Source organism: Mesorhizobium sp. B2-8-3, assembly GCF_006440815.1.
In the GTDB taxonomy this organism is placed as follows: Bacteria; Pseudomonadota; Alphaproteobacteria; order Rhizobiales; family Rhizobiaceae; genus Mesorhizobium.
The window spans coordinates 94,463-109,323 of sequence record NZ_VFTW01000008.1 but is presented as its reverse complement, the minus strand read 5'-3'; the positions used below and the strand labels follow the sequence as shown (position 1 = coordinate 109,323).

Genomic DNA, 14,861 nt, shown 5'->3' with positions numbered 1-14,861 from the left:
GGAAAAAATGACCAGCCTGATACGCGGCCTGCTCGCCGCAACCGCCATAGTCTCGATCCCGTTCGCCGCCCATGCCGCCGACGTGAAGTCGGTGATCGACGGCCTGCCTGCCGATCTCAAGGCACAGTATGACGGTGCGCCGCAGAAAGTGCTGCCGTCGGCCTGGGATAATTTCACGCCGCCGGCCAAGCCGTGGAAATGGTGCCACTCGGAGAGCTACCAGGGCAATCCGTGGCGCGTGTCGGTCACCAAGGAGCTGAAGCGGCTGGTCGAGGGCCTGATCGCCGACGGCACGGTATCGAGCTTCGAAGTGTCGGATTCGAACAACGACCCGAGCCAGCAGATCAACCAGATCCGTGCCTTCATCGACAAGAAATGTTCGATCATCACCTCGATCCCGGGCTCGGCGACGGCGCTCGACGATGCCGTGGATGCCGCCGCCAAGGCTGGCATCCCCTTCATCACCGCGGCGGGCTCGATCACCAGCCCCAACGCCATCAATGTCGATTCCAACTATGCCCGCTGGGGCTATGACATGATGACGGCGATCGGCAAGGCAAAGCCCGACGCCAGCGTGCTGGTGGTGGAGGGCATCGCCGGTCATCCGATCGTGGTCCAGGAAAAGCAGGGCGCCGACAAGGCGCTTGGCGAGAACAAGGGCCTCAAGGTCGCGCGCACCGTCAACGGCAACTGGACGGCCAACGTCACCAAGACGGTGGTGCTGCAGGCCATCGCCACCAATCCGGCGCCGATCGACGCGGTGTGGACGACCGGCTCCGAAAGCCGCGTCGTGGCCGAAGCCTTCGCCGAAGCCGGTCGGCCGGCGCCGCTGATCACCGGCTCGATCACCGGCGACGCGCTCGGCTACTGGAAAGCCAATCCCTACAAATACCGCTTCGAGGGCCATGCCGTGCTGCCGGGCTGGACCGCGCAGACGCTGTTTCGCGTCGGAGAGCGCATGCTCGACGGCCAGAAGCCGAAGCTCAACACGCTGCTGATCCCGATCCCGCCGGTGCATGCCGCCGAGCTCGACAAATGGTACAAGGACTGCATGACGCCGGATGCCGTTTCGGTCTTCCCGGTGCCGCCGACCGACCCGATGCCCGAGGACGTGCTCGACGCCTATTTCGCCAATCCCGCGCCGACCAAGGGCTGGGATTATTCCAAGGTGCCGGACGCCTGCGCCAAGTGATGTTTTGCGAAGCCGGCTCTCGCTAAAGCAATTCCAGGAAAAGTGTGAAACGGTTTTCCGTCCGGAATTGCGTCAAAACGAAAAGATAGAGCGGTTTGCCGTTTCCGTGAAACGGTGAAACGCTCTAAGGGCCGGCTTCTCTATCTTGGAAAGACACATGCTCGAAGTCCAAGGCGTCTCCAAACGCTATGGCGAAACCGTCGCGCTGGCCGAGGCGTCGATCGTCTTCCGTCCCGGCACGATCCATACGATCCTCGGCGAGAATGGCTCGGGCAAGAGCACGCTCGTGAAACTGTTGTCCGGCATCGTGCAGCCGGATAGGGGTGCGATCCTGCTGGGCGGCAAGGCGTTTTCCGGCACGCAGCCCGCCGCCTTCCAAGCCGCTGGCTTTGCTACCGTCTTCCAGGAGGTGCTGGTCGCGCCCGATCGTTCGGTGACCGACAACATCCTGCTCGGCCTTGACGGCCTTTGGCGACGAGGCGTGCCGCGTGGCGAGCGACGCGCCCGGGCGCAGGCCGCACTCGACCGCTTCGCGGTGACGCCGATCAATCTCGACCGGCCATGCGGCGAGCTGCCGCTTGCCGCGCGACAGCTTGTCGTGCTGGCCCGCGCCGTCATTCGCAACCCGCGTGTCCTGATCCTCGACGAGGTGACGGCGGCGCTCGACTTCGCCGATCGCGAGTCGGTCTTCGCGCTTATGCGCGCGATGGCCGGGGCGGGCACGCTGATCCTGTTCATCACGCACCGCATGGACGAGGTGATGGCTTTGTCCGACCGGATATCCATCCTGCGCGCCGGCCGGGTGGTGAAGACCGAGGAGCGCGGTGTTTCGACGCCGGCCGAGCTCCTGGCGGCGATGGCGCCGCAGACGGCCGCGGAGCTGGCGCATGGCTGATGCAAAGGCCCTCCGTGTGCGGGAGCTCGTCATCGCTCCCGGTGTCGATCCGATCAGTCTGACGATCGCGGCGGGCGAGATTGTCGGTCTTGCCGGGCTCGACGGCCATGGCCAGGAACGCTTCCTGCGCGCGCTGGCCGGGCTTGAGCGGCCAGTCGCCGGCGAGATCGCAGTCGACGGCAAGGCGGGGTCGATCACCAGCTTCCGCAAGGCCGTCGCCGGCGGCATCGCCTATCTGCCGCGCGACCGCCGTTCGACCGGCATTTTCCCGACGCAGTCGGTGCTCGACAATTTCGCCATCTCCACCGTGTCGAACGACCGCCGCTTCGGCTTCTTGAGCTTCGCGGCACGCCGTCGTCGCTACGAGACCTACAGGCAGAAGCTCAGCATCGTCGCGCCGCGTCCGGATGCTGCCATAACGACGCTGTCCGGCGGCAACCAGCAGAAGGTGCTGCTCGCCCGCGCCTTGGCCCTGGAGCCGAACTTCCTTCTGCTCAACGATCCGACGCGCGGCGTCGACGTGGCGACCCGTCATGTGCTTTATGACGTCTTCCGTGGCCTCGCCGCCGAGGGCATGGCCCTGGTGATCCTGTCCAGCGAGATCGAGGAGATATTGCTTCTCTGCCACCGCGTGCTGGTGTTCCGCGAGCAGCGCGTGTCGGCCGAGTTCGCGGGCGCGGAGATGACCACCGACACCGTGATTGCCGCCATGTTCGGGCGCGCCGCATGAGCCCGGTCCTTCGCAAGCTCCGTGACGTCGGCTTTGCCGCGGTGATGCTCGTCGTCCTGCTCGTGCTCAACGTCACGCTCAACCCGGCGCGCTTTCAGCCTTCGTCCTGGGGCACGCTGCTGGGGCTGGCCGCACCGCTGATCGGCGCAGCCGTCGCCTCCGCCCCGGTCATCCTGGCGGGACGCGGAGGCATCGATATCTCCGTCGGTCCGCTCATGGGCTTCGTCAATGCTTTGGTCATCCAGGTGCTGTTCCTCAATCTCGGCATCTCGTCACCGTGGATCATTGTTCCCGCGGCTCTGCTGGTTGGCGCGGCGGTCGGCGCCGCGAACGGTGTGCTCGCCACGATCCTGCGCATTCAACCGATCGTGGCGACGCTTGGCACTTATCTGATCCTGACCGGCGTCACGCTCACCATCCTGCCGGCGCCGATCGGTCCGGCGCCGGACTGGCTGAAGGCCATGGCCGGGCCGCTCTCGATCCTACCGCTGGCGCTGATCGGCCTGTGCTGGCTCCTGGTGCGCCGCACGCCCTATTACGACCTGCTGATGGCCGTCGGCAGCGACGACCGCGCCGCCTATACCGCCGGAGTGCCGGTGACCAAGGTGCGGCTCATCGCCTATGTCCTGACCGGGATCTTCGCCGCCGCGGCTGGGCTGATGCTCACCGCGCTGATCGGCTCGGCCGACCCCAATATCGGCCCGACCTACACACTGATTGCGATTGCCGCCGTGGCGCTCGGCGGCGTCAGCCTCGCCGGCGGGCGCGGCGGGCTTGGCGGTGCGGCGATCGGCGCCATCGACATCTTCCTGCTGCAGAGCCTGCTCACAACCTTCAACGTTTCAACCTATGTGCTGCAGATCGCCTATGGCCTGATCCTCGTTATCGCCGTGGTGTTGACGGCGGTGCAGGAACGGCTGTCGAGGCGGAAAGGCTGACCGGGATGATAAGCAACTGGTTCCAGTCCACCAACGCCCGCATCGCCGGTGCCTTCCTGATGGCGCTGCTGCTGCAGATCGTCGGCACGCTGCTCATCCCCGGCTATTCGGCGCCCTTCGCCATCCGCGCGCTGCTGGTCATCGCCTCGCTGCTGGCGGTGGCTTCGATCGGCCAGACGCTGGTCGTCATCCTCGGCGGCATCGATCTTTCCATCCCCTTCGTCATCGGCTTCGCCAATGTCGTGGCGGCGCAGCTTTACGGCCAGGGCTGGAACTTCGCCCTGGTCTGCGTTGTCGTCGGTGTGCTTGCCGTCGCCATCGGGGCGCTGAACGGGCTGATCTCGCGCGGGCTCGACATCCATCCGCTGATCGTCACGCTCGGCATCGGCATGATCGTCCAGGGCGCCGTGTTGTTGTGGACCGGCGGTTTTCCATCCGGCTCGGCACCGCAGGCCGTGTCCAGCTTCGTCTCGATCGGCGGCTCGGTCGGTCCCTTGCCCGTGCCCTTGCTAGTGCCTTGCCTCGTGGTACTGACGGCGCTGATCGTGCTGGTGCTTGCACGCACGCCCTACGGGCGCCGGCTCTACGCGGTCGGCAGCAACCCGGAGGCAGCGCTCCTGGCGCTGATCGATCCGTTGCGCATGTGGGTCGTCACCTATGCGGCCAGCGCCTTCTTCGCGGCTGTCGCCGGCGTGTTGCTGCTCGGCTTCACCGGCTCGGCCTATGGCGATGTCGGCCAGCCCTATCTCTTCCAGACGATCGCCTCCGTCGTGGTCGGCGGCGCGGCGCTTGTCGGCGGCCGCGGCAGCTATCTCGGCACCATCGCCGGCGTCCTGGTGTTGACCGAAATCAACACGCTGCTGATCGGTCTCGGCTTCCGGCCGTCGACGGTGCAGGCCGCGCTCGGCCTGGTCATCCTGCTTCTGGTCTCGCTCTACGGCCGCGAGCGCCACGTTCGCACGACGGTTTAGATCGAGCGGCAAGCTGTTTGATTCCTGGTCGCCCTCGTAAAATGTCGCACTTGGGCGACTTAGCGTACGACACCTTGGGGTTACAGAGGCTGGTCCAGCCGTCAGTTGATCGCAGAGAAGCATCGTTCTGGAATTGTCCAGCCCGATGCGCTATATGACTATCTACATGGTCAGGAGTGCGACATGAACGCGATCAATCTCGCCGATGCCAAGGCCCATCTCAGCGAACTGATCGACCGGGTCGAGGCGGGCGATTCGATCGACATCACTCGTCGCGGCAAGCCGGTCGCACGACTCACTGCCGTAGTCGGGCCGCGCAAACCGATCGATATCGCGCTGCTTCGCTCGCTGACGGCAGCGATGTCGGCCCAGTCCCAGGGCGCCGCCGATCTCGTCCGGTCGATGCGGGATGGCGATCGCTACTGATGCTCTATCTCGACACGTCGCTGATCGTGGCGGCTCTCTCGAACGAAACGATGACGCCGCGTGTGCAGGCTTGGCTGACGGAACAGGAGCCGGCGCAGCTTCTCATTAGCGACTGGACCGTCACCGAGATGTCGTCCGCCATGGCGATCAAGCTACGCACAGGACAAATCAGCCTGGAACAGCGCGCCGCCGCGCTTGCCGTGTTTAATAGGCTTGTCGCGGAGAGCTTTACCGTCCTGGGCGTGACGGGCGGGCAGTTCCGGGCGGCAGCGAGGTTTGCCGATCGGCACGATCTTGGACTTCGAGCAGGGGACGCGCTGCATCTCGCCATCGCATCGGAGCATGGCGCCACGATATATACGCTTGATCAGCGGCTCGCCGACGCCGGGCCAGAGCTCGGTGTGCCGGCGCAAATGCTCGCTGACAGCGATTAGTTTGCAGGCGAGCTCCTTTTTTAGCCTATCCAAGCCGCCACAACTGGCGCGCATTGCCCGAAAGCAGGCGTGCTCGCTCCGCCTCGCTCGTGCCGGCAAGCAGTGCATGGGTGGCGGCAATCCAGGTCGTCAGCCCGCCACCCAGCGTGCAGACCGGCCAGTCGCTGCCCCAGATCACGCGGTCCCAGCCGAACGAGCTTATCGTGTGCTCGACATAGGGCCGGAGCGTCTCGACCGTCCACGTCGCCGGGTCGGCATAGGCGACGACGCCGGAGATCTTGGCCGTGACGTTCGGCCGCTTGGCGATTGCTTCCATATGCTCGCGCCACGGATGCTCGGCATTGCCCTTGATGTCGGGCACGCCGCAATGGTCGAGGACGAACTGGACGTCGGGCGCGAGGTCGGCAAGCGCCATCGCCTTCGGGATCTGGTGCGGCAGCACCACAAGATCGAAGGTCAGTCCGGTGCCGGCCAGCCGCTTGATGTTCCGGCGAAACAGCGCGCCTTCCGAGAGATCGTCGGGCACGACATGCAGCACGCGGCGGAAACCCTTGACGAAGGGCTCGGCCTTGACCGTTTCCAGATAGGCCTCGAAACCGGCCTCCTCGGGCCGGCAGGAGGCGATCGCGCCCTTGAGTAAGCTATCCGCCCGGCCGGCGATCGACTTCACATAAGCTGTCTCGGCAACGATATCGGCGGGGTCGACATCGACCTCCATATGCAGGACGCCTTCGATGCCTGAGCGCCGCGCGTCGGCGGCATATTCCTCATAGGAGAAATCGCGGTTGAGCGCCGGCGCGCCGGCCAGCCACGGATAGCGGAGCGCGCTCTGGTCGATGAGATGCAGATGCGTGTCGATGATCATGGCGACGTATCCTCCGTGGACCGGAGAATGATCCCGAAAAGCTGCAGACTTTTCGGATAAGATCATGCTCCAAAAAACAAGGCGTTAGAGCGGGATGACCGGCTGCTTTTGAGTTCATCCACTCTAGGACACTATCCCGCCGAAAAATCCATTATTCAAATAAGAAATTACTGCGACTGCGGCACATCGGATCCGGCGAGCTGCGAGAGCCTGGCGGCGGCACCTTGCAGATGCCGGATCGTCAGCGTGATATCCGGCGCCGTCGGCGCGTTGACCAGGGTGATGTAGGGGATGGTCAGCGCCGCGATGGCTCTGCCGTCGGGGCCTAGCACCGGCGTCGAAAGATTGTAGACGCCGGCGGTCTGCAGCGACGCCATCATCTCGTAGCCCCGGTCGCGCACCTGGTCGAGGCGGGCGAAGAACTCCGGCGTCAGGTTGAGCTGTTCGGTGCTCTGGAGATGCTCGGCGATCATCATCTTGCGCTCGTCGGGTGAGCGGAAGGCGAGCAGCACATGGCCGGAACCGGTGTCGAACAGGCTGATATGCGAGCCGACACGGATCGAAATGCCCCAATAGCGCGGCGCTTCCTGCTGCGCGATGACCACGGCCGCGCCGCGGTCGAACACCACCAACTGGTTGGCCTGCCATGAGGTTTCGGCCAGTTCCCGCATGATCGGCGTCGCATAGGACACCAGCCGCCGCACCGGGGCATGCAGCTGCGCGAGGCCGAACAGCTTGAGCGTCAGCGAATACCGGTCGCCGTCGATCTTGGTGACATAGCCGCGCCGCACCAGCCGGTCGAGCATCCGGTAGAACTCGTTCGGGCTGCGGTCGAGCCGCTTGGCGATCTCCGCCTGGGTCAGCCCGCCATCCACGCTCGACAAGAGCTCGAGGATGTCCAGGCCCTTGTCGAGCGCCGGCGCGCGGTAGCGGTCCCCATCTTCTTCCTCTGCCACCTGCCCCTCCAGTGAATTTCGATCTGCATATATGCATGGACTTCATTCCGCTGGAAGCATAATCATCTTGACCCGGGAATGAAAATGCTATTTGCATATGAATGAAGCTTAAGCGATCGGTCACGCACTCGGCGGGCCGTCGCTGCGAGCCCATGGGAGGAGAACATGACGAGACTGGTTCTAGGCATTTCCGCCGGCCTGGCTGGCCTGCTGCTGAGCGGCACGGCGTTTTCGGCCGATCTGCCCGGCAAATTTCCGGGCGTGACGATCGACGTGAAGCTGATCGGCGGCCAGCAATATGAGAAGCTCTACGAGCGCATCCCCGAATGGGAGAAGGCGACCGGCGCCAAGGTCAACATCCTGACCAAGAAGAACGGCTTCGACATCGACAAGGAATTGAAGTCCGACATCGCCTCGGGCAGCACCAACTGGTGCGTCGGCTGGAACCATTCGTCCTTCGCGCCGCAGTATACGGGCCTTTACACCGACCTCAGCAAGCTCTTGCCGAAGGAAGAGATCGACGCTTTCGTGCCGTCGACGATCAAGGCCGCGACCATCGACGGCAAGCTGGAAATGCTGCCGCGCGCGCAGTTCGACGTCTCGGCGCTCTACTACCAGAAGAGCCTCTACGAGAATGCCGACAACAAGACCAAGTTCAAGGCCAAATACGGCTATGACCTTGCGCCGCCCGACACCTGGAAGGAAGTCACCGACCAGGCCGAGTTCTTCGCCAACCCGCCCAATTTCTACGGCACGCAGTTCGCCGGCAAGGAAGAGGCGATCAACGGCCGCTTCTACGAGATGGTGGTCGCCGAGGGTGGCGAATATCTCGACAAGGACGGCAAGCCCGTCTTCAACTCCGAGGCCGGCATCCGTGCACTCGACTGGTTCGTCAACCTTTACAAGGCCAAGGCGGTGCCGGCCGGCACGACCAACTATCTCTGGGACGATCTCGGCCAGGGCTTTGCCTCGGGCACCGTGGCGATCAACCTCGATTGGCCGGGCTGGGCCGGTTTCTTCAACGATCCGAAGTCCTCGAAGGTCGCCGGCAATGTCGGCGTGAAAGTCGCGCCCAAGGGGTCTTCCGGCAAGCGCACCGGCTGGTCCGGTTTCCACGGCTTCTCGGTGACCGAGAACTGCGCCAACAAGGAAGCCGCCGCCTCCCTGGTCTGGTGGCTGACCAACGAGGACAGCCAGAAGCTGGAAGCCGCCGCCGGCCCGCTGCCGACCCGCACCGCGGTTTGGGACTGGGACTTGAAGCAGGCTGAAAACGATCCTTACAAGAAGGAGGTTCTCTCCGCCTTCCAGGAGGAAGCCAAGCACGCCTTCGCGGTGCCGCAGACGCCGGAATGGATCGAGATCTCGAACGCCGTCTACCCCGAGTTGCAGGCGGCGATCCTCGGCGACAAGACGTCCAAGCAGGCCCTGGACGAGGCGGCCGCCAAGGCGACGCAGATCCTCCAGGACGCCGGCAAGCTCTAGGCATCGCGCTCGTAAATCGCCTCCCCGGCAAACCGGGGAGGCTGCAGTCTTTGCGGCTGCTCAAATCTCCCCCAGGCTTCGGCCGGGGCCGGCTCAGTCGTTTCTTTCACAGGGTCCCGATGAAGGGCTTCAAGCCATCCGCGCCGTTCCTGTTGCTGCTCCCGGCCATCGTCGTGCTGGCGGCGGTCGTGGTGCTGCCGTTGATCCTGTCGCTCTATTCCAGCTTCACGCCGTTCCGCCTGACGCGGCCCGAGACGTTCTTCGTCTTCGTCGGCCTTCGCAACTATCTGTCGATCCTGTCCAATGCGGATTTCTGGTGGGCTTTCGGCCGCACCGTGCTCCTGCTCACCATCGCGCTGAACCTCGAAATGCTGCTCGGCCTCGGCCTGGCGATGCTGGTGGAGAAGGCGACGCGCGGCCAGCGCATCCTGCGCACGCTGATGATGTTCCCCATGATGTTCTCGCCGATCCTGGTCGGCTTCCAGTTCAAATTCATGTTCAACGACAATATCGGCCTGGTGAACAACGCGCTGCAGTCGCTGGGCATCACGCAGGACGCCATCCCGTGGCTGATCGAAGGCCATCTCGCCTTCATCGCCATCTCGATCGCCGAGATCTGGTCGTCGACCTCGATCTTCGCCATCCTGATCCTGGCCGGCCTGCTCGCCATGCCCAGGGAACCGATCGAGGCGGCGCGCGTCGACGGCTGCACGCCCTGGCAGACCTTCCGCTATGTCACCTGGCCGTTCGTCATGCCCTTCGCCTATATCGCCATGACGATCCGCTCGCTCGACGTCGCGCGCGCCTATGACATCGTCAAGATCATGACCGATGGCGGCCCGGCCGGCCGCACCGAGCTGTTGTGGACGCTGGTCGGGCGCACCGCCTATAGCGACGCCCGCATGGGTCTCGCCAACGCCATGGCCTATTTCTCGATCCTGCTGTCGATCGCCTTCACCGTCTATTTCTACAACAAGCTCGCCGCGGCGCGCGCGCAGATCGGCGCGGAGTGGTGACGATGGACGAGAACGCCTCCGCCCGCCTCACGCGCCGCGCGCTGACCGTCGCGCACCGTGTCGGCCTGTTCCTCGCCATGCTGCTTATCTGCCTGCCGGGCATCTGGATCGTGCTGTCGTCGCTCAGGCCCACGGTCGAGATCATGGCCAAGCCGCCGGTCTGGATCCCGCAAGAACTCTCCTTCGATGCCTATGTCGCGATGTTCAGCGGCATCGGCAAGGGCGGCATCCCGGTGCTGGACTATTTCCGCAACTCGCTGATCATCTCGGTCACCTCGACGGTGATTGCGGTGGCCATCGGCATGGCCGGCGGCTACGCCTTCGCGCGGTACCGGTTCCGCGGCAAGTCGGGCATGTTCCTCGGCCTGATGCTGACGCGCACCGTGCCCGGCATCGCGCTCTCGCTTCCCCTGTTCTTCCTCTATGTGCGGCTGGGCATCATCGACACCCATATCGGCATGATCCTGGCCTATGTCGCGCTCAATGTGCCCTTCACCATCTGGCTGATCGACGGCTTCTTCCGCCAGGTGCCGAAAGACCTCGCCGAAGCCGCGCAGATCGACGGCTGCACGCGCTGGCAAGCCTTCTGGCAGGTCGAATTCCCGCTGGCGCGTCCGGGCATCGCCTCGGCCGCGATCTTCGCCTTCCTCACCTGCTGGAACGAGTTCGCTTTGGCTTCGCAGCTGACCCGTTCCGTCAATTCCAAGACGCTGCCCGTCGGGCTGCTCGACTACACGGCCGAGTTCACCATCGACTGGCGCGGCATGTGCGCGCTGGCCGTGGTGATGATCATCCCGGCGCTGACCCTTACTTACATCGTCCAGAAACACCTCGTCGGCGGCCTCACCTCCGGCGCGGTAAAAGGTTGACTTCATGGCAACGGTTTCGCTGAAAGAGCTCACCAAGCGCTACGGCAACATGGAGATCGTGCACGGCATCGATCTCGACATCGCCGACCGCGAATTCATCGCGCTGGTCGGTCCGTCCGGCTGTGGCAAGTCGACGACCTTGCGCATGATCGCCGGCCTCGAGGACATCAGCGGCGGCACGATCGACATCGGCGGCCGCGTGGTCAACGACCTGCCGCCGCGCTCGCGCAACATCTCCATGGTGTTCCAGTCCTATGCGCTCTACCCGCATATGACGGTGCGCGAGAACCTCGGCTTCTCCTTGAAGATCGCGGGTGCGGCCAAGGACGACATGGACCGGCGTGTGGCGGAAGCCTCCGCCATCCTCGGCCTCGACGAACTGCTCGAGCGCCGTCCCTCGCAGCTCTCCGGCGGCCAGCGCCAGCGCGTCGCCATGGGCCGTGCCATCGTGCGCGATCCCGATGTCTTCCTGTTCGACGAGCCGCTCTCCAACCTCGATGCCAAGCTGCGCACGCAGATGCGCACCGAGATCAAGAAGCTGCACGCCAAGGTCAAGTCGACGGTCATCTACGTCACCCACGACCAGGTCGAGGCGATGACGCTTGCCGATCGCATCGTCATAATGCGCTCTGGTTACATCGAGCAGGTCGGCACACCGGACGAGGTGTTCAGCCGACCCGCGACCCACTTCGTCGCCGGCTTCATCGGCTCGCCGCCGATGAACCTGCACGAGGCGGCGGTGAGCGATGGCAAGCTTGTTTTCAGCGGCGGCGCCAGCCTGCCGCTGCCCGGCCAGTTCAAGTCGAAGACGGCGGCCGGCGACAAGGTCGTGTTCGGCATTCGTCCGGACGACTTCTATCCGACCGGTCACGGCCTCAGCTCCGGCGGCGAAACAGAAGTCCACCGCGTCGAGCTGCCGGTCAGCATCACCGAACCGCTCGGCAACGAAACGCTGGTCTTCGCCGAGTTCAACGGCGCCGACTGGGTGTCGCGCATGCTCAATCCGAAACCGTTGAAAGCGGGCGACCGGATCGGCATGAGCTTCGATCTGAGCCGCGCGCATCTGTTCTCCGCTGAAACCGGCAAATCGCTGAGGAACTAACATGGCGAAAATCGAGAAAATCGAACTGCGCATGGTCGACCTCGTGCCGAAGGTGAAGCGCACGGACGCGATCCAGAGCTTCGTCAGCCAGGAGACGCCGATCGTCACCATTACGGATGCCGACGGCGCGTCGGGCACCGGCTACAGTTATACGATCGGCACCGGCGGCTCCTCGGTGATGCGGCTTCTGGCCGACCATCTGGCGCCGCGCCTGATCGGCCGCGACGCCGACCAGATCGAGGCGATCTGGCACGATCTCGAATTCGCCACCCACGCCACCACCATCGGCGCCATCACCGCTATAGCGCTGGCCGCGATCGACACGGCGCTTTGGGATCTGCGGGCGAGAAAACAGAACCTGCCGCTCTGGAAGCTTGCCGGCGGCGCCAAGGACCGCTGCCCGCTCTACACCACCGAGGGGGGCTGGCTGCATATCGAGACGGCCGCACTTGTCGACGACGCGCTTGCCGCGAAGGCAAGAGGCTTCACCGGCTCGAAGGTCAAGATCGGCAAGCCGCACGGCTCCGAGGACGTCGCGCGGCTCTCGGCCGTGCGCAAGGCGGTCGGCGACGGCTACGAGATCATGACCGACTGCAACCAGGGCTTTTCCGTCGACGAAGCGATCCGCCGCGCCGAACGGCTGCGCGAGCTCGACCTCGCCTGGATCGAGGAGCCGCTGCCGGCCGACGACATCGACGGCCATGTGCGGCTGTCGAATTCGACGCCGACGCCGATCGCCGTCGGCGAATCGCTCTATTCCATCAGGCACTTTCGCGAGTACATGCAGAAGGGCGGCTGCAACATCGTCCAGGTCGATGTCGGCCGCATCGGCGGCATCACCCCTTGGCTGAAAGTGGCCCATGCGGCCGAGGCCTTCGATATGCCGGTCTGCCCGCATTTCCTGATGGAGTTGCATGTCAGTCTGGTCTGCGCCATCCAGAACGGCAAATATGTCGAGTATATTCCGCAGCTCGATGAGTTGACGGGCGCCAAGATGCGCATCGAGGATGGCCATGCGCTGGCGCCCAGCGAACCCGGCATCGGCATCGACTGGGACTGGGACGCCGTGAAGGCAAGAAGCATCGCCGAATTCACCACGGCGATCGTGAAATAGGGAGGCGGATATGCAGCGCATGGGAATGGTGCTGGGCTTAAAACCCGAGAAGGTCGAGGAATATGTCCGCCTTCACGCTGCCGTCTGGCCGGACGTGCTGACCATGATCTCGGCCTGCAGCATCAAGAACTATTCGATCTACCTGAAGCGGCCTGAGAACCTGCTTTTCTCCTATTTCGAATATCACGGCACCGACTACGCCGCCGACATGGCCAAGATGGCCGCCGATCCGAAGACGCAGGAATGGTGGGCGGTCTGCATGCCTTGCCAGGAGCCGCTGCCGACCCGCAAGGAAGGCGAGTGGTGGGCGTCGATGGACGAGGTCTTCCATCATGATTGATGCCTTCGATCCGGTATCGCTGGCGCAGTCCTGGCCGAAACCGTCGAAGCCGCGCCCGATCGTCACCTTCGGCGCCGGCTCGATCGTCGGCGACGCGCATTTTCCCGCCTACCGCAAGGGCGGCTTCCCGATTTCTGGCCTCTACGATCCGGACCAGGCCAAGGCGCGGAAGCTCGCCGAGACATGGGGCGTGACGGCGTTCCGCTCGGTCGAGGAAGCAGCGGCGGTGAAGGACGCAATCTTCGATCTCGCCACGCCGCCGGGCCGACATGCCGAGGTGCTGAAGGCCCTGCCGGACGACGCGGTGGCGCTGATCCAGAAGCCGATGGGCAACTATCTCGGCGAGGCGACCGAGATCCTCGAAATCTGCCGCGCCAAGCAACTGAAGGCCGCCGTGAACTTCCAGCTTCGCTTCGCGCCGATGATGCTGGCGCTGAAGGACGCTATCGCCAAGCGCTGGCTGGGCGAGGTCGTCGATTTCGACGCGCTTCTGGCGCTCGACACGCCCTGGCAGTTGTGGGAATTCCTGCTCAAGGCGCCGCGCGTTGAGATCGCCATGCATTCGATCCATTATCTCGATCTGATCCGCCAGCTTCTCGGCAATCCGCTGGGCGTGCATGCCAAGACGCTCGGCCATCCCAACCACAAGGTTGCGCAGACCCGCACCAGCGCCATCCTCGACTATGGCGACACGGTGCGTTGCGGGCTGTCGATCAACCACGACCACAAATTCGGCCGCCGCTACCAAGCGTGCGAGTTCCGCATCTGCGGCACCGAAGGCGCGGCTTACGTCCAGCTCGGCCTCAATCTCGACTATCCGCGCGGCGAGCCCGATATTCTGGAAATCCATCCCAAGGGCGGGTCGGATTGGGTCAGCGTGCCGCTCGCCGGCGAATGGTTCCCCGATGCCTTTGTCGGCCGCATGGCCAATGTCCAGCGTTTTGCTTCCGGCGAGGACGCCGAGCTTGTCAGCTCCGTCGAGGATGCCTGGCACACCATGGCATTGGTCGAGGCCGCCTACAAATCCAGTGCCGCGCCGGCGACGCCGCTGGCCGCAAAGCCGTAGAAGCGCGTCATGGAACAGACCACTTATTTCGAGGACTATGAGATCGGCTCGTCGCGCCTCACCAGTGGCCGCACCATCACCGAGACCGATTTCGTCGTCCATGCCGGCCACACCGGCGACTTCTTTCCGCATCACATGGACGCCGAGTTCATGAAGACGACGCCCTTCGGCCAGCGCATCGCGCATGGCACGCTGGTCTTCTCGGTCGGCGTCGGCTTGACGGCAAGCGTGATCAATCCCGCCGCCTTCTCCTACGGCTACGACCGGGTGCGATTCATCAAGCCGGTTTTCATCGGCGACACGATCCGCACGCGCACCACCATCGCCGCCAAGGAGGACGACCCGAAACGGCCAAACGCCGGACGTGTCATCGAGCGTGTCGAGGTTTTGAACCAGCGCGACGAGGTCGTGCTGGCGGCGGATCACATCTACATCGTCGAGCGACGGCCCGGCTGAAGACGGAGA

Annotated in this window: 17 protein-coding genes; 15 read left to right on the top strand and 2 right to left on the bottom strand. The window is 64.3% G+C overall.

Features of this window, described 5'->3' with window-relative positions; all coding sequences use genetic code 11:
- Positions 1-7 precede the first annotated feature (7 nt).
- The 7 genes from FJ418_RS14935 (at position 8) to FJ418_RS14905 (ending at position 5,586) form a co-directional block, all read left to right on the top strand.
- Positions 8-1,192, top strand: coding sequence for a substrate-binding domain-containing protein (locus FJ418_RS14935; protein WP_140866702.1), 1,185 nt, complete (start codon positions 8-10; stop codon positions 1,190-1,192).
- A 157-nt stretch (positions 1,193-1,349) separates the two neighbouring features.
- A complete protein-coding gene (locus tag FJ418_RS14930) occupies positions 1,350-2,087 on the top strand; it encodes an ATP-binding cassette domain-containing protein (protein WP_140866698.1) in 738 nt (245 codons plus the stop codon).
- Entirely contained in the window at positions 2,080-2,817 is a 738-nt protein-coding gene (locus FJ418_RS14925) for an ATP-binding cassette domain-containing protein (RefSeq protein WP_140866696.1), read from the top strand. The genes FJ418_RS14930 and FJ418_RS14925 overlap by 8 nt, the downstream gene beginning before the upstream one ends.
- Entirely contained in the window at positions 2,814-3,755 is a 942-nt protein-coding gene (locus FJ418_RS14920; RefSeq protein WP_140866693.1) for an ABC transporter permease, read from the top strand. Before FJ418_RS14925 ends, FJ418_RS14920 begins: the two co-directional genes overlap by 4 nt.
- Before the next feature lie 5 nt (positions 3,756-3,760).
- On the top strand, positions 3,761-4,726 hold the full coding sequence (locus FJ418_RS14915; RefSeq protein ID WP_140866690.1) for an ABC transporter permease: 966 nt from the start codon (positions 3,761-3,763) through the stop codon (positions 4,724-4,726).
- Positions 4,727-4,909: 183 nt separating this feature from the next.
- Complete coding sequence (locus FJ418_RS14910) at positions 4,910-5,152, top strand: type II toxin-antitoxin system Phd/YefM family antitoxin (RefSeq protein WP_140644761.1); 243 nt, start codon at positions 4,910-4,912, stop codon at positions 5,150-5,152.
- Positions 5,152-5,586, top strand: coding sequence for a type II toxin-antitoxin system VapC family toxin (locus FJ418_RS14905; protein WP_140650564.1), 435 nt, complete (start codon positions 5,152-5,154; stop codon positions 5,584-5,586). Before FJ418_RS14910 ends, FJ418_RS14905 begins: the two co-directional genes overlap by 1 nt.
- A 25-nt stretch (positions 5,587-5,611) precedes the next feature.
- Here FJ418_RS14905 and FJ418_RS14900 read toward each other — a convergent pair whose 3' ends face one another.
- Both FJ418_RS14900 and FJ418_RS14895 read right to left on the bottom strand, forming a co-directional pair.
- Complete coding sequence (locus FJ418_RS14900) at positions 5,612-6,451, bottom strand: amidohydrolase (RefSeq protein ID WP_140866687.1); 840 nt, start codon at positions 6,449-6,451, stop codon at positions 5,612-5,614.
- 167 nt (positions 6,452-6,618) lie between these two features.
- Positions 6,619-7,407: an IclR family transcriptional regulator gene (locus tag FJ418_RS14895; RefSeq protein ID WP_140866685.1), complete on the bottom strand. Its 789-nt coding sequence runs from the start codon at positions 7,405-7,407 to the stop codon at positions 6,619-6,621.
- A 165-nt stretch (positions 7,408-7,572) separates the two neighbouring features.
- Between FJ418_RS14895 and FJ418_RS14890 the strand changes: the two genes are divergently transcribed.
- From FJ418_RS14890 to FJ418_RS14855, 8 genes are all read left to right on the top strand, one after another.
- Positions 7,573-8,889, top strand: coding sequence for a sugar ABC transporter substrate-binding protein (locus FJ418_RS14890; RefSeq protein WP_140853808.1), 1,317 nt, complete (start codon positions 7,573-7,575; stop codon positions 8,887-8,889).
- A 119-nt stretch (positions 8,890-9,008) separates the two neighbouring features.
- Positions 9,009-9,905: a sugar ABC transporter permease gene (locus FJ418_RS14885; protein ID WP_140866682.1), complete on the top strand. Its 897-nt coding sequence runs from the start codon at positions 9,009-9,011 to the stop codon at positions 9,903-9,905.
- 2 nt (positions 9,906-9,907) lie between these two features.
- Complete coding sequence (locus FJ418_RS14880; protein WP_140644767.1) at positions 9,908-10,774, top strand: carbohydrate ABC transporter permease; 867 nt, start codon at positions 9,908-9,910, stop codon at positions 10,772-10,774.
- Between the two features lie 4 nt (positions 10,775-10,778).
- Positions 10,779-11,876 (top strand): sn-glycerol-3-phosphate ABC transporter ATP-binding protein UgpC, encoded by a 1,098-nt coding sequence (ugpC, locus tag FJ418_RS14875; RefSeq protein ID WP_140866679.1) that lies wholly within the window; start codon positions 10,779-10,781, stop codon positions 11,874-11,876.
- 1 nt (position 11,877) lies between these two features.
- On the top strand, positions 11,878-12,990 hold the full coding sequence (locus FJ418_RS14870) for a mandelate racemase/muconate lactonizing enzyme family protein (RefSeq protein ID WP_140782473.1): 1,113 nt from the start codon (positions 11,878-11,880) through the stop codon (positions 12,988-12,990).
- 10 nt (positions 12,991-13,000) lie between these two features.
- Positions 13,001-13,330: an L-rhamnose mutarotase gene (locus tag FJ418_RS14865; RefSeq protein ID WP_140866677.1), complete on the top strand. Its 330-nt coding sequence runs from the start codon at positions 13,001-13,003 to the stop codon at positions 13,328-13,330.
- Positions 13,323-14,396 carry a Gfo/Idh/MocA family oxidoreductase gene (locus FJ418_RS14860; RefSeq protein WP_140866674.1) on the top strand — a complete coding sequence of 358 codons (1,074 nt, stop codon included), beginning with the start codon at positions 13,323-13,325 and terminating at the stop codon, positions 14,394-14,396. Before FJ418_RS14865 ends, FJ418_RS14860 begins: the two co-directional genes overlap by 8 nt.
- A gap of 9 nt (positions 14,397-14,405) precedes the next feature.
- Complete coding sequence (locus FJ418_RS14855) at positions 14,406-14,852, top strand: MaoC/PaaZ C-terminal domain-containing protein (RefSeq protein ID WP_140866671.1); 447 nt, start codon at positions 14,406-14,408, stop codon at positions 14,850-14,852.
- Positions 14,853-14,861: the final 9 nt, after the last annotated feature.